Below are 15,275 nucleotides of genomic sequence, written 5' to 3' on the forward strand. Positions count from 1 at the left end.
TGACACGGCTCAGAAGCCGATAGGAAACTTCCCTAACAGTTCACCCCGGTGAAGGAGAGACCGCTCCATGCCCGCCGCCACGCCCGGAACTCCCAGCCTGCTGCGCGCCATGAACGACCGCGCCGCGCTGGAGCTGCTGCTGACGCACGGCCCGCTGTCCCGGACCCGGATCGGGCACCTCACGGGGCTCTCCAAGCCCACCGCCTCGCAGCTGCTGGCCCGGCTGGAGGCCGCCGGACTGGTCGTCGCCACCGGCACCGCCGCCGGCCGCCCCGGGCCCAACGCCCAGCTGTACGCGCTCAACGCCCGCGCCGCCCACGTCGGCGCCCTGGACGTCACCCCCGAGCGGGTGCTCGCCGCCGTCGCCGACCTGGCCGGCACGGTGACCGGCAGCTTCGCGCTCCCCTACGCCGAGGGCACCGACGCCGTCGCCCAGGTCACCCGGGCCCTCGACGGGGCCGTCGCGGACGCCGGGCTGGACCGCCGCGACCTGCACCGCCTGGTCATCGCCACCCCCGGGGCCTTCGACCCGCAGACCGGCCAGCTGCGCTACGCCAGCCACCTCCCCGGCTGGCACTCCCCCACCCTGCTCGACGAACTGGCGGCGGCCCTGCCGCTGCCGGTCGAGTACGAGAACGACGTGAACCTCGCCGCCCTCGCCGAACAGCGCCTCGGCGCGGCCCGCGGCCACGAGGACTTCGTCCTGCTGTGGAACGAGGAGGGCCTCGGCGCCGCCCTGGTCATCGGCGGCCGGCTGCACCGGGGCTGGACCGGCGGCGCGGGCGAGGTGGGCTTCCTGCCCGTACCCGGACACCCGCTGGTCCGCCAGGTCGCCCGGGCCAACAGCGGCGGCTACCAGGAGCTGGCCGGCGTCCAGGTCCTGCCCCGGCTCGCCGCCGAGCTCGGCGTCGAGGCACCGGAACCCGCCGCGGACAGCCCGTACGGGCCTCCGGTCGCCGCGGCCGTCGCCCTGCTCCGGCAGGCCGCCGCCCGGCCCGAGGGGGCGCACCTGCGGTTCCTCCAGTCGTACGCCACCCTGCTGGCGACCGGTCTGGCCGCGCTGACCGCCGTACTGGACCCGGAGATCGTGGTCCTGTCCGGGGCCGTGATCACCTCGGGCGGCGAGCCGCTGCGCGCGCTGCTGGAGGCCGAACTCGCCGAACTCGCGCCGTCCCGGCCCCGGCTGGTCACGGGCGAGGTGAGCGAACGGCCCGTCCTGCGGGGCGCCCTGGAGAGCGCCCTGGCCGCGGCCCGCGAGGAAGTCTTCGACACCTCCCGCTGAACCCTCCCGCAAGCCCCCCCCCCCGAATTTCCCCCGCCCCTCCTGTTCCTCCCGCAGAGAGCGAGCCCCGCCATGCCCAGAACCGGACGCCTGACCGCCGTCGCGGCCGCCCTGGCCGCCATATCCGTACTCGCCACCGCCTGTACGGGCCAGAGCGGAACCCAAGCCGCCGACGACCCGAAGGCGGACGTCTCCCTCACCTTCTGGCACGGCTGGTCCGAGCCCGGCGAGGTCAAGGCGATCGAGGAGAACATCGCCCGCTTCGAGAAGGCGCACCCGAACATCAAGGTCAAGGTCACCGGCAACATGACCGACGACAAGATCAACCAGGCGCTGCGGGCCGGCGGGGACAAGGCCCCCGACGTGGTCTCCTCCTTCACCACCGACAGCGTCGGCAAGTTCTGCAACTCCGGCGCCTTCACCGACCTGAACCCCTTCCTGCAGAAGTCCGGGGTCGACAAGGCGAAGGTCTTCCCGAAGAACCTGCTGGAGTACACGCAGTTCAAGGGCAACCAGTGCACCCTGCCCCTGCTGAACGACGCCTACGGCCTCGTCTACAACAAGACCGCCTTCGAGGCCGCCGGGATCCACGAACCGCCCAAGACGTGGAGCCAGTTCACCGAGGTCGCGCAGCGGCTGACGAAGCCGTCCGGGGACTCGTACGAGCAGGTCGGCATCATGCCCACCTACCACGGCTACGAGACCAAGCCGGTGCGGCTGGCGGCGCAGTGGGGCGCGACGTACTTCGACGCCGAGGGCCGCTCCAACCTGGCCAAGGACCCGGCCTTCGCGCAGATGCTGACCGCGCAGAAGGACCTGGTGGCCAAGCTCGGCGGCTACGAGAAGCTGGAGAAGTTCCGCAACACCTTCGGTGACGAGTGGAGCGCGGAACACCCCTTCCACCGCGGCCAGGTCGCCATGCAGATCGACGGCGAGTGGCGGGCCGCCATGGCCAAGAAGGCCGGGGTCGGCTTCGAGATCGCCACCGCCCCGCTGCCCGTCCCGGACGACAAGGCGGGCGAGTACGGCAAGGGCTACCTCGCCGGCACCGTCATGGGCATCTCCTCGGCTAGCCGCAAGCAGAACGCCGCCTGGGAGCTGGTCAAGTACATGACCACCGACACCGCGGCCGTGGTCTCCTTCGCCAACGCCATCCACAACATCCCCTCGACGCTGGCCGCGCTCGACTCGCCGGACCTCCAGGTCACCCCGGAGCTCAAGACCTTCATCGACATCTCCCGGCACCCGAAGTCCAGCACCACACCCGCCCAGGCGGACGGCGGCACCTACCAGCTGACCTTCGAGGACTTCGCGTACAAGGTCGAGAAGGGCGACGTGTCCGACCTCCCGGCCGGGCTCGCCCAGACCGACAAGCAGATCGACACGGACATCGCGAAGGCGCAGTAGGAACCGATGAGCACGCACCTCCTGCGGGCGAAGCACCGCCGGTCCGCGCTGCGGACCGCGGCCTTCATGTCGCCCTGGCTGATCGGCTTCGCCGTCTTCTTCGCCTACCCGCTGCTGTCCACCGTCTACTTCTCCTTCACCAAGTACGACGGCTTCCGGCCCCCCGCCTTCAACGGCCTGGACAATTGGAGCTACGTCTTCACCGACTATCCGCTGTTCTGGCCCGCGATGCGCAACACGCTGTGGCTGGTCGTGGTCATGGTCGGCTGCCGGGTGGTCTTCGGGCTCGGCGTCGGACTGCTCATCACGAAGATCAAGACGGGGGCCGGGGTCTTCCGGACCCTGTTCTACCTGCCCTATCTGGCCCCGCCCGTGGCGGCGACCCTCGCCTTCGTCTTCCTGCTCAACCCCGGCACCGGACCCGTCAACACCCTGCTCGACTCCGTCGGACTGCCCACGCCCGGCTGGTTCACCGACGCCGGCTGGTCCAAGCCCGCGCTGACCGCGCTCGCGGTGTGGGGGGTCGGCGACCTGATGGTCATCTTCATGGCCGCGCTGCTCGACGTACCGAAGGAGCAGTACGAGGCCGCCGAGCTGGACGGGGCCGGGGCCTGGGCCCGCTTCCGGCACATCACCCTGCCGAACATCTCCCCGATCATCCTGTTCGCGGTGGTCACCGGGGTCATCCAGGCCATGCAGTACTACACGCAGCCCCTGGTGGCCGGGAAGGTCGCCGCCGGCGTGATCGGCGGCTCCGGGCAGCAGTTCGAGCCGGGCTACCCGGACAAGTCCACCCTGACCCTGCCCCAGGTGGTCTACAACGTCGGCTTCCAGCGCTTCGACTACGGCGCCGCCTGCGTCGTCGCGCTGGTGCTGTTCGCCCTCTCCATGGCCTTCACCGCGCTCCTGATGCGCCGCCGTGGCGGACTGATCGGAGCCGGTGACTGAGATGCGCCGCCACAACCGCAAGGCCGTACTGCACTGGATCGGCGTGCACTCCCTGGGCGTGGCCGCCGCCCTGTTCTTCGTCCTGCCCTTCGTCTTCCTCTTCCTCACCTCCCTGATGAGCGACCAGCAGGCGCTGACCCGCGACCTGTGGCCGCGCACCTGGGAGTGGGGCAACTACGCGAAGGTCTGGGACACCCCCGGCTTCCTGACCTGGTGGCGCAACACCCTGCTGTACGCCGGGCTCGGGACGGTGCTGACCGTGGTGTCCTCGGTGCCCGTCGCGTACGCGCTCGCCAAGTTCCGCTTCCGCGGCCGGCGGCTGTCGCTGCTGCTGGTCATCTCCATGATGATGCTGCCGCCGCAGGTGGTGGTCATCCCGATGTACCTCTTCTGGGCGAAACAGCTGGACCTGTCCGGCACCCTGTGGCCGCTGATCATCCCGATGGCCTTCGGCGACGCCTTCTCCATCTTCCTGCTCCGCCAGTTCCTGCTGACCATCCCCGACGAGTACCTGGACGCCGCCAGGGTCGACGGCTGCGGCGAGCTGCGCACCCTGCTGCGCGTGGTCCTGCCGATGGCGAAGCCCGGCATCGCCGCCGTCGCCCTGTTCCAGTTCTTCGCCGCGTGGAACGACTACTTCGGCCCGCAGATCTACGCCTCCGACAACCCCGCCGCCTGGACGCTCAGTTACGGACTGGAGTCCTTCAAGGGGGCGCACCACACGAACTGGAACCTCACCATGGCGGCGACCGTGCTCGTCATGGCCCCCGTGATCGTCCTCTTCTTCTTCGCCCAGAAGGCATTCGTCGAGGGCGTCACCCTGACCGGAGTGAAAGGCTAGACCTGATGAAACTCGCAGTGGTGGGCGGCGGTTCCACCTACACCCCCGAGCTGGTCGACGGTTTCGCACGGCTGCGCGACACCCTGCCGGTCACCGAACTCGTACTGATCGACCCGGCCGCCGAACGCCTCGAACTGATCGGCGCCCTCGCCCGGCGGATCTTCGCCCGGCAGGGCCACCCCGGGCTCGTCACCACCACCTCCGACCTGGACGCGGGCGTGGCCGGCGCCGACGCCGTCCTGCTCCAGCTGCGCATCGGCGGGCAGGCGGCCCGGCTCCAGGACGAGACCTGGCCGCTGGAGTGCGGCTGCGTCGGCCAGGAGACCACCGGCGCGGGCGGGCTGGCGAAGGCCCTGCGCACCGTCCCCGTGGTGCTGGACATCGCCGAACGGGTGCGCCGGGCCGCCCCCGACGCCTGGATCATCGACTTCACCAACCCCGTCGGGATCGTCACCCGGGCCCTGCTGCGGGCCGGGCACAAGGCGGTCGGGCTGTGCAACGTCGCCATCGGCTTCCAGCGGAAGTTCGCGGCGCTGCTGGAGGTGGCCCCCTCCGAGGTCCACCTCGACCACGTCGGGCTCAACCACCTGACCTGGGAACTCGGCGTACGCCTGGGCGGCCCGGACGGCGCCGACGTCCTGCCCCGGCTGCTGGCGGAGCACGGCGAGGCCGTCGCCGCCGACCTGCGGATGCCGCGCGCGGTGCTGGACCGGCTCGGGGTGGTGCCCTCGTACTACCTGCGCTACTTCTACGCCCACGACGCGGTGGTCCGCGAGCTCGGCGAGAAACCCTCGCGGGCCGCCGAGGTCGCCGCGATGGAGAAGGAACTCCTCGCGCTGTACGCGGACCCCGCGCTCGACGAGAAGCCGGCGCTGCTGGCGAAGCGGGGCGGCGCCTTCTACTCGGAGGCGGCCGTGGACCTGGCGGCGGCCCTGCTGGGCGACGCGGGCCCCTCCGTGCAGGTGGTCAACACCCTCAACAACGGGACCCTGCCGTTCCTCGCGGACGACGCCGTCGTCGAGGTGCAGGCGCGCGTGGACCGCTCCGGCCCCGTGCCGCTGGCCGCGCCCCGGCTCGACCCCCTGTACGCCGGACTCGTCGCGCACGTCGGCGCGTACGAGGACCTCGCGCTGGACGCGGCCCTGCGCGGCGGACGCGAGCGGGTCTCCAAGGCCCTCCTGGCCCACCCGCTGGTCGGCCAGTACGACCTGGCCGAGGGGCTCACCGACCGGCTCCTCGCGCACAACAAGGAGCACCTGCCGTGGGCGTAGCCGGGGCGGCCGTACTCGCGGTCGACGCGGGCAACAGCAAGACGGACGTGGCCCTGATCGGCGCCGACGGCACCGTCCTCGGCACCGGCCGCTCGGGGGGCTTCCAGCCGCCCCGGGTCGGGGTCGAAGCGGCCGTGGACGTACTGGGGCAGGCCGTCGCGGAGGCCGCCGAGGCCGCCGGACTGCCCCCGCTGCGGCCCGGCGCCCCGTACGCGGCCCGCGTCTCGGCCTGCCTGGCCAACGCCGACCTCCCGGTGGAGGAGCGCCAGCTCGCCGACGCGGTGAGCGCGCGCGGCTGGGGCGCGGCCACCGAGGTGCGCAACGACACCTTCGCGATCCTGCGGGCCGGGCTCACCGCACCCGGCCCGCCGCGCGGGGTCGCGGTGGTGTGCGGGGCGGGGATCAACTGCGTGGGCATGCTGCCCGACGGGCGTACGGCCCGCTTCCCGGCCCTCGGCACCATCTCCGGCGACTGGGGCGGCGGGGGCGGCCTCGCGGAGGAGGCCCTGTGGTGGGCGGCCCGGGCCGAGGACGGCCGGGGCGGGCCCACCGAGCTGGCGACCGCCCTGCCGGGGCACTTCGGGCTGGCGTCGATGGCCGCGCTGATCGAGGCCCTCCACCTGGGCCCGGTGCCCCGGCGCCGGATCCACGAACTGGTGCCGGTGCTGTTCGCGGTGGCGGCGGCGGGCGACCCGGTGGCCGCGGCGGTCGTGGAGCGGCAGGCCGAGGAGGTGGTGGCCCTGGCCGCGGTGGCCCTGGGCCGGCTCGGGCTGCTGGCGGAGGAGGTCCCGGTGCTGCTGGGCGGCGGCGTCCTCGCGGCCCGGCACCCCCTGCTGAACGGCCGGATCGAGCGGCTCCTGGCCGACCGCGCCCCGCGGGCCCGCGTCTCGGTGGTCACCGCCCCGCCGGTCCTGGGCGCGGGCCTCCTGGGCCTCGACGCCCTGTCCGCCCCGCCCTCGGCCCATTCGAAACTCCGTACCCATTTCGGGTGAACGGGGGCCGGGACCCGGCCGGCGAGGAACCGTCGCGACCTCCCCTGCGTATTGACGGTGAAGGGGTGACGGGGGCAGTCGTGGGAGTGGCGTGGGGTGGGCGCCGGAGGCGGTCGGGGTGATGGTTCGCCCAAGATCGAGCACCGGGTGCTGTGGTAACCCGCCGCTACGGCCATACTGCTGCGGAGCAGAGGGACCGAGGGGGAGGTCACGGTGGCCATCACGACACGCGCGTCCGCGCCCGGGGGCGGCTCCTCCGGGGTGCCCGCCGGGCCCGCACCGGGCCCGCCGGCTCCGCCCGGGCGGGGTACGGCCTGGGCCGAGGGCGTGGAGCGGCTGCGCGCCGCCGCGACCACCGAGCCGGGCCGGCTGCGGATCATCGGCGCCGTACTCGCCGCCCTGGTGGTCCTGTTCGGCGCCGTCACGGTGTGGGAGATCTCCGGCCGGGTCACCGCCGCCGAGGACGTGGTGGGCCGCAGCCAGCCGCTGAGCGCGGACGCGGCGAGCATCTACCGTTCCCTCGCGGACGCCGACACGGCCTCCTCCAGCGGGTTCCTCGCGGGCGCCCAGGAGCCCCGCGAGGTCCGCCAGCGCTACGAGAAGGACATCGCGAACGCCTCCCGGCTGCTGGTGAGCGCGGCGGCCAACACCGGGGCGGGCGGGGAGTCCCGCAAGGAAATAGCCCTCCTCGGCGAGCAGCTCCCCCGCTACACCGGCCTCGTCGAGCAGGCCCGCGCGACCAACCGGCAGGGCCTGCCGCTGGGCGGCGCCTACCTGCGCTACGCCAACGAGCAGATGAGCACCGTCCTGCTCCCGGCCGCCCAGCGGCTGTACGAGGCGGAGACCGGCCGGCTCTACACGGACTACGACGAGGCCCGGGCCTGGCCGCTGGCCTCGACGGGCGCGGCGGCACTGGCCCTCGCCGCCCTGGTGTGGGCCCAGCGCCGCAACTACCTGCGCACCCACCGGGTCTTCAACCACGGCCTGCTCGCGGCGACGGCCGCCGCCGCCGTGGTGCTGCTGTGGCTGACGGTCGGACAGAGCCTCGCCCGCTCGGGGCTGGGCGAGGCACGGGCGGACGGGCAGGAGTCGCTGAAGGTCCTCAACGACGCGCGGATCGCCTCGCTCCAGGCCCGGGCCAACGAGAACCTGACGCTGATCGCGCGCGGCGCCGTACTGGCCGCGGACAAGAAGTCCGACAAGTACGACGTCGACTACGAGAAGAACATGAAGCAGCTCGACACCGGTCTGGCCCTGGCCCTGGAGCTGGCCGACGACACGAGCGGCCGGGAGCCGGTCTCGAAGGCCGTGGCGGGCGTGTCGCAGTGGAAGCAGCGGCACGCGGCGGCCCGGGAGACCGACATGAAGGGCGGCTACGAGGAGGCCCTTCCCCAGGTCATCGGGGGCACCAACAGCAGCGGTGCCTCCTTCGACACGGTGGACGCCTCCCTGGAGCTGGCCGTGGCGCACGAGCAGAAGGAGTTCACCCGGGCCGCCCGGGGCGGGCTCGGCGCACTGGGCGGGCTGGTGACCGGCTCCGCGGTGCTGGCGCTCGTCGGTGCGGTGGCGGCCCTCCTCGGCATCGGCCGCAGGCTTTCGGAGTACAGGTGAGGTCGATGCGGATACGGCGGGCACGAGCGGAGCGGTACGCGGAGCCGGGGACCGCGGCTGCGGAGTCCTCCACGGATCCCACGGATCCCGGGACCCCCGGGGCCGCGGCGGATCCGGGCGCGGCCCGGGTGCGGCGGACCGGCGGGCGGCTGCGCGGCTGGGGCGGGGTCAGCGCGATGGCCGCCGCTTGCGCGGTGACGGCCGCGGCCGTCCTGCTGCCGCTGGCCCAGGCCTCGCCCGGCACCGGCGGCCGGCCCGACGCGGTGCGCGAGCCCGCCACGATGGCGGCCGCCCCGGCGGCCCCCGCCGACACCTGCCAGGACCCGGAGGCCAGCCTGCGCCCGTCGGACCTGGACGGGCCGACGATCCAGCGCATCCGCTCCGCCGGCCGGCTCGTCGCGGGCGTGGACCAGAACAGCTTCAAGTGGGGCTACCGCAAGGCGGACGGCTCCCTCGCCGGCTTCGACATCGACCTGGTCAAGGCCATCGCCAAGGACATCCTGGGCAGCGAGGACAAGGTCATCTACCGGGCCATCCCCACCAACCAGCGGATCCCGGCCCTCCAGGAGGGCCGCGTCGACATCGTCGTGCGGACCATGACCATCAACTGCAAGCGCCTGGAGGACGTGGCCTTCTCCACGGCCTACTTCGAGGCCGGGCAGCAGGTGCTGGTCCCCACGGGCTCGGACATCAAGGGGTACGACGCCTCCCTGAGCGGCCGCCGGATCTGCACGGCCGCCGGCTCCACCGCGGAGGCCGCCCTCAAGGACCGCTCCTACGGCGCCCTGTCGGTGTCCGTGCCCAACCAGCTGGACTGCCTGGTGCGGCTCCAGCTGGGCCAGGTCGACGGCATCATCACGGACAACGCCCTCGCCGCCGGCCAGGCCGCGCAGGACCCGTCGATACGACTGGTCGGGGCGCCCTTCACCCGGGAGTTCTACGGGGTCGCGATGAACAAGAACGCCACGGACCTGGTCCGCCGCGTCAACAAGGTGCTGGAGAACTACCGCGCGGGCGGCGAGAGCGGCCCGTGGGAGTCGGCGTACAAGAACCACTTCGACAAGGTGCTGCCGGGCGGCGTCAAGCCGCCCGCGCCCAAGTACCGGGACGGCTGACGCCGGTGACGGATGCGAAACCGTACGCGAGCCCTCCGGGGACGGGGCCGGCCCTGATGGACCGGGACGACGTCGACCGCGCGCTGGCGCGCCTGGGCGCGGAGCACGAGGCCGTCGAGACCTCCCTGCTCGCCCTCCAGGACCACGCCGGGCGCCGGCTGCTGGAGGGCGCCGCGCTGAGCGGGGTCACCAAGGAGCGGTGGGCCGCCGCCGACACCGCGATCACCCGGCTGTGGACGTACTTCGACGCCTACAGCGGGGCGCTGGCCGCCGCCCGGGAGATCCGGGAGCGGCGCCGCTGGCCGAGCGTGCCGGAGCTGTCCGAGCTGACCGAGCGGCTGCGCGGGCCCGGTGTGGTGATAGCCGGGGCCGGGGTGGAGGGCGTCGCGCTGGCGGAGCGGTTCTCGCTGGCCGACCTGGTGGCCCGGATGAACGAGCTGTACGCCGGCTCCCTGGACGTGGTGGTCGCCGCCGACGCGGTGTGGTCGGCGCTGCCCGCGCGGATCGACCTGCTCTCCGCCGAACTGCACCGGACGCGCTCGCTGGCGCACTCGGTGGGCGTGCGGCCGGGCGAGCACCCCTCGGGGGACGACCTGGAGGCGATCACCGCCGAGCTGGCGCTGCTGCGCGCCGAGGTCATCGCCGATCCGCTGGCCTTCTGGGTGGCGGTGTCGGGGAGTTCCGCCCCGGGCGGGGGCCGTCCCGACACGGAGCGGTACGACCGGGCGGCGCGCGCGCTGGACGACGTACGCCGTGAGGTGGAGGCGGTCCTGACCGTGCGGCAGGACGCGGAACAGCGGCTGATCAGCCTGCGGGACGTGCTCTCGCGGGCCGACCGCACCCTCGCGGAGGCGCGGACGGCGCGCGGCGAGGTACTGGCGAAGATCGCGGCGTCCGAGGTGCCGGCGGTCAGCGGCCCGCCGACGGCCCTGCAGGAGGAGCTGGCGGCGGCGGCCGAGTACCGGCGGCGGTCCCAGTGGCACCGGCTGTCGCCGCTGCTGGACTCGCTGGAGGACCGCGCCGGGGAGGAACTGACGCGGGCCCGCGAATCGTTGACGGCGGTGACGGCTCCGCTGGCCGTCCGCGCGGAGCTGCGCGGCCGGCTGGACGCCTACAAGGCGAAGGTGGCCCGGCTCGGCATGGCCGAGGACCCGGTGCTGATCGAGCGGTACGACACGGCCCGGCGGATGCTGTGGAGCGCGCCCTGCGACCTGCGGGCCGCCGAGCTGGCGGTGCTGCGCTACCAGCGGGCGACGGCCGAGGCGCTGGCGCCGCAGCGGAGCCTGCCGGAGCAGCACCGGTCCGAGGGGCCGGGGGAGGAGGACGCGTGAGCCTGATCGGAACACCGTGCGTGCGGTCCGGCTGCCCGGGCACGTACGAGGACATGGGCGGCGGCGAGGTGTACTGCGACACCTGCGGTCTGGCCCCGGCCGGGGCGGTCGCGGCGGGCGCGGACGAGCTGGTGTCGCCGCCGACGGGGATGACGAGCGCGGCCCGGCACGGGGACTCCCGGGGTTCGGCGGGCTCGCGCGGTTCGGGCCGTTCCTCGGCCTCGGCGCGGTCCTCGCGCTCCTCCCGGTCCTCGTCCTCACGGCGCTCGGTGTCGGGGCGGCTGTCGCGTTCCCTGCCGGGTACGGCGTCCAGCCGGTCGGTGTCGGTGCGCAGTTCCGGTTCGGCGCCGTCCTCCTCGGGGCGCGGCAGGCTGGGGGCCGGGCTGGTCAGCGTCCCGGAGGTGCCGCGTCCCGACCCCGCGGCGGCGGTGCTGGAGAACCCGGAGGTGCCGGAGCGCAAGCGGTTCTGCTCGCGTTCGGACTGCGGGGCCCCGGTGGGCCGGGCGCGGGGCGACCGGCCGGGCCGGACGGAGGGCTTCTGCACCAAGTGCGGGCACCCGTACTCCTTCGTGCCGAAGCTGCGCGCCGGCGACGTGGTGCACGGGCAGTACGAGGTGGTGGGCTGCCTCGCGCACGGCGGCCTCGGCTGGGTCTACCTCGCGGTGGACCGGGCGGTCTCCGACCGGTGGGTGGTCCTCAAGGGCCTGCTGGACACCGGGGACCAGGACGCGATGGAGGCGGCGATCTCCGAGCGGCGGTTCCTGGCGGAGATCGAGCACGCGAACATCGTGCGGATCTACAACTTCGTGGAGCACCTGGACCAGCGGACGGGTTCGCTCGACGGCTACATCGTCATGGAGTACGTGGGCGGCAAGTCCCTGAAGGAGATCGCGAACGAGCGGCGCCGGCCGGACGGGCGGCGCGATCCGCTGCCGGTGGAGCAGGCCTGCGCGTACGGGATCGAGGCCCTGGAGGCCCTCGGTCACCTGCACAGCAGGAACCTCCTGTACTGCGACTTCAAGGTCGACAACGCGATCCAGCAGCAGAACCAGCTGAAGCTGATCGACATGGGTGCGGTCCGGCGGATGGACGACGAGGAGTCGGCGATCTACGGGACCGTCGGCTACCAGGCGCCCGAGGTGGCCGAGCTGGGGCCCTCGGTGGCCTCCGACCTGTACACGGTGGCCCGCACCCTCGCGGTGCTGACCTTCGACTTCCAGGGCTACACGAACGTGTTCGTGGACTCGCTGCCGGACCCGGAGCACATCGAGGTCTTCGGGCGGTACGAGTCCTTCTACCGGCTGCTCGTACGGGCGACGGATCCCGATCCGGGGCGGCGGTTCGCGTCCGCGCAGGAGATGGCGGACCAGCTGACGGGTGTGCTGCGGGAGGTGGTCGCGCTGCAGACCGGCCGGCCGCGGCCGCAGCTGTCGACGCTGTTCGGGCCGGAGCTGCGGGTCCCGGACACCCAGCTGTACACGGAGACCGGCGGGGCGGAGGTGTCCCGGCTGGGGGCACGCGTGATGCCCCGCGGAGGCTTCGGCCTGGGCCGCCGGGGCGCGGCGCGCCGGGGGCACGGCGGGGCGGGGGCCCTGGCCGGGGCCGGTGCGGGCGCACTGCCGGGGGCTGGTGCGGATGGCTCGGCGGGGGTGGGACTGCCCGGGGCGGGACTGCCCGGGGTCGGTGGGCACGGGGTGCTCCCCGGGGCGGGTCCTGCCGGGGGTGGAGGCGCCGGAGCCGGCGCGCCCGGGGCCGGGGTGCCCGGAGCCGGGGTGCCCGGAGCCGGAGGTTTCTTTGGTGCGGGTGAGTCGCAGGCGGCGGGTGGGGTTGTGCCCGCGCTCGGGACCACCGCCACGCACGTGGCCGGCGCGCACGTGCCCGGGCCGCGCCGGGAGCCCGTGGCCCCGGCGGGGCCGACGGGTCCCGCCGCGCCCCCGGTGTCCGTACCCGGTGCCATGACAGCGGCAGCGGCCCTGGCGCGGCTCGACGCCCGCGACACCGCGCTCGCCCTGCCGGTGCCGCTGGTCGACGCGGCCGACCCCAACGCCGGGTTCCTGGCCGGGCTGCTGGCCTCCGCGCCCGCCGACCTGCTGGGCGCGCTGGGCGCGGCCCCCGCCGACTCCGCCGAGCTGCGGCTGCGGGAGCTGCGGGCCCGGCTCGAACTGGGCGAACTGGACGTCGCCGGACGGGCCCTGGCCGAGCTGGAGGCCCGCTACCCGGACGACTGGCGGGTGGTGTGGGCGCGCGGGATCGCCTCGCTGGCCACCGGGGACGACGAGATAGCGGCCCTGTCCTTCGACGCCGTCTACGACGCCTTCCCGGGCGAGCCCGCGCCGAAGCTGGCCCTCGGGCTGTGCGCGGAGATCCTGGGCCAGCTGGACAACGCCGCCGAGTACTACCGCCTCGTGTGGATCACCGACCCCGGGTTCGTGAGCGCGGCCTTCGGGCTGGCCCGGGTGCAGCTGGCGGCGGGCGACCGGGCCGGTGCGGTGCGGACGTTGGAGTCGGTGTCGGAGGCCTCGATCCACTACACCGCCGCACGGGTGGCGGCCGTACGGGCACGCCTGCGCGACAGGTCTCCGCAGGAGGCCCTGCTGGAGGATCTCGCGGCGGCGTCCGACCAGGTGGAGGCGCTGCGGCGGTTCGGGCTGGACCCGGAGCGGCAGGAGCGGCTGGCGACGGAGGTTCTGGGCTCGGCCCTGGACTGGGTACTGTCGGGTAGCCGGGGTGCCGACCCCGGCCGGACCTCGTTGCTCGGCAGTCAACTGGACGAGCGCGGGCTGCGCTTCGGCCTGGAGCGCTCGTACCGCGTTCTCGCCCGGCTGGCACAGCGGGGCGAGGAGAGGATCGAACTGGTGGAGCGGGCAAACCGTTTCCGTCCCCGGACGTGGGTGTGATTGATGTCGATGCATCGGCTGTCGGGCTGCCCCAGCTGCGCGGAGCCCCTGGAGGAGGGTGACCGTTTCTGCGGCGTGTGCGGCTACGCGCTCTCCTCCCCGTCCCCGTCCTTGGAGGACCCCACGCCGACCCTCCCGGTGACCCCGCCGCCGCCCCCGGTGGTCCCGGCCGCCGCCCCGGCGGTCCCGCCGCCCCCGGCCGCTCCGCCGGCCGCCGTGCCGGGCGGGGCGTACGCCGCTCCGGCGGCCGGCGCCGGGCGGGCGCAGGCGTGGCCCGCGCCGGCGGACGACCCGGTCCCGGCCGGGGTGCCCGCGCCCGGCTGGAGCGCCGAGGCCGTGCCGGCCCTGGCCGGGGAGGCCTCGCCCCGCCCGGGCCAGAGCGCCGGCTGGGCCTCCGCGGGGGCCGCGTACGAAGCCCCGTACGCGCGGGGCTCCGACGACTACGACCTCCCCGGGGCGACGGGCACGCCGCCCGAGGGCACCCCCTGGCCGCCGGAGGAGAGTCCGTACGGCGCCGCCCCGCAGGCACCCGCGCCCGTGGACCCGTACGCCGCGCCCGCTCAGGAACCGCAGTACGAGGCCCCGTACGCCGCCCCGCACGGAGACGGCCGGACCTGCGTCGCCTGCCGCGCCGGGCACGTGGACACCGACGGGTACTGCGAGCACTGCGGCCACGCGCAGCCCCGCGAGCGCGACCACCTGGAGGAGGAGCTCGGCAGCGTCGCCGCCGTCAGCGACCGCGGGCTGCGCCACCACCGCAACGAGGACTCCTTCGCGGTCGCGGCCACCGCCCTGCCCGACGGCTCCGCCGCCACCGTGGCCGTCGTGTGCGACGGGGTGTCCTCCGCGAGCCGACCCGACGAGGCCTCGGCCGCCGCGGCCGCCGCCGCCAACGAGGCCCTGCTGGAGGCGCTGCCCCGGGGTGTGAACCCCCAGGAGGCCATGCACGGGGCGATCCTCGCGGCGGCCTCGGCCGTCAGCGCCCTCGCCCCGGAGACCCCCGGCGCGCAGAACGCCCCCGCCTGCACCCTGGTCGGAGCCGTCGTCAGCGGCGGGGTGCTGACCATCGGCTGGGTCGGCGACAGCCGCGCCTACTGGGTGCCCGACGACCGCTCCGCCATGCCCCGCCGCCTCACCGAGGACGACTCCTGGGCCGCCCAGATGGTCGCGGCGGGACTGATGGGAGAGGCCGAGGCCTACGCCGACGTCCGGGCCCACGCCATCACCGGCTGGCTCGGGGCGGACGCCTACGACCTCGATCCCCACACCGCCAGCTTCCGGCCGGACCACCCCGGCGTGGTCGTGGTCTGCACCGACGGACTGTGGAACTACGCCGAGTCGGCGCGGGAGATGGCCCAGATCCTGCCCGCGGACGCCGCCGTCCGCCCCCTGCACAGCGCACAGGTACTGGTCGGGCACGCCCTCGACGGGGGCGGCCACGACAACATCACCGTCGCGATCGTGCCCTTCGAGGTACAGCCCGGCACACAGGCGGAGGCGGACCCCGCGGCGGAGGCGGACCCCGCGGCGGATCCGGAAGGGGAACCGGAAGCGGAAGCACGCCCCGGCGCCTGACCCGT

At 74.3% G+C, this 15,275-nt stretch carries 11 protein-coding genes; all 11 read left to right on the forward strand.

Annotated features, from left to right (window positions below; all coding sequences use genetic code 11):
* Positions 1–67 precede the first annotated feature (67 nt).
* The 11 genes from OOK31_RS30895 (at position 68) to OOK31_RS30945 (ending at position 15,270) form a co-directional block, all read left to right on the forward strand.
* Positions 68–1,282 (forward strand): ROK family transcriptional regulator, encoded by a 1,215-nt coding sequence (locus tag OOK31_RS30895; protein WP_267090675.1) that lies wholly within the window; start codon positions 68–70, stop codon positions 1,280–1,282.
* A gap of 72 nt (positions 1,283–1,354) precedes the next feature.
* Positions 1,355–2,689: an ABC transporter substrate-binding protein gene (locus OOK31_RS30900; RefSeq protein ID WP_267090676.1), complete on the forward strand. Its 1,335-nt coding sequence runs from the start codon at positions 1,355–1,357 to the stop codon at positions 2,687–2,689.
* A 6-nt stretch (positions 2,690–2,695) separates the two neighbouring features.
* Positions 2,696–3,637 (forward strand): carbohydrate ABC transporter permease, encoded by a 942-nt coding sequence (locus tag OOK31_RS30905; RefSeq protein WP_267090677.1) that lies wholly within the window; start codon positions 2,696–2,698, stop codon positions 3,635–3,637.
* A gap of 1 nt (position 3,638) precedes the next feature.
* Positions 3,639–4,478 (forward strand): carbohydrate ABC transporter permease, encoded by an 840-nt coding sequence (locus OOK31_RS30910; protein WP_267090868.1) that lies wholly within the window; start codon positions 3,639–3,641, stop codon positions 4,476–4,478.
* Positions 4,479–4,483: 5 nt separating this feature from the next.
* A complete protein-coding gene (locus tag OOK31_RS30915) occupies positions 4,484–5,749 on the forward strand; it encodes a 6-phospho-beta-glucosidase (protein ID WP_267090678.1) in 1,266 nt (421 codons plus the stop codon).
* Entirely contained in the window at positions 5,740–6,741 is a 1,002-nt protein-coding gene (locus OOK31_RS30920; RefSeq protein ID WP_267090679.1) for an N-acetylglucosamine kinase, read from the forward strand. The genes OOK31_RS30915 and OOK31_RS30920 overlap by 10 nt, the downstream gene beginning before the upstream one ends.
* Before the next feature lie 213 nt (positions 6,742–6,954).
* The gene (locus tag OOK31_RS30925; protein ID WP_267090680.1) at positions 6,955–8,352 is read left to right on the forward strand and encodes a hypothetical protein; all 1,398 of its coding nucleotides are present in this window, start codon (positions 6,955–6,957) and stop codon (positions 8,350–8,352) included.
* Between the two features lie 176 nt (positions 8,353–8,528).
* Entirely contained in the window at positions 8,529–9,467 is a 939-nt protein-coding gene (locus OOK31_RS30930; protein ID WP_267090869.1) for a glutamate ABC transporter substrate-binding protein, read from the forward strand.
* Between the two features lie 56 nt (positions 9,468–9,523).
* Positions 9,524–10,798: a hypothetical protein gene (locus OOK31_RS30935; protein WP_267090681.1), complete on the forward strand. Its 1,275-nt coding sequence runs from the start codon at positions 9,524–9,526 to the stop codon at positions 10,796–10,798.
* 53 nt (positions 10,799–10,851) lie between these two features.
* A complete protein-coding gene (locus tag OOK31_RS30940; protein ID WP_267090870.1) occupies positions 10,852–13,695 on the forward strand; it encodes a serine/threonine-protein kinase in 2,844 nt (947 codons plus the stop codon).
* 3 nt (positions 13,696–13,698) lie between these two features.
* Positions 13,699–15,270: a protein phosphatase 2C domain-containing protein gene (locus OOK31_RS30945; RefSeq protein WP_267090682.1), complete on the forward strand. Its 1,572-nt coding sequence runs from the start codon at positions 13,699–13,701 to the stop codon at positions 15,268–15,270.
* Positions 15,271–15,275: the final 5 nt, after the last annotated feature.

Origin of the sequence: Streptomyces sp. NBC_00249 (genome assembly GCF_026342355.1) — a bacterium.
GTDB lineage: Bacteria > Actinomycetota > Actinomycetes > Streptomycetales > Streptomycetaceae > Streptomyces.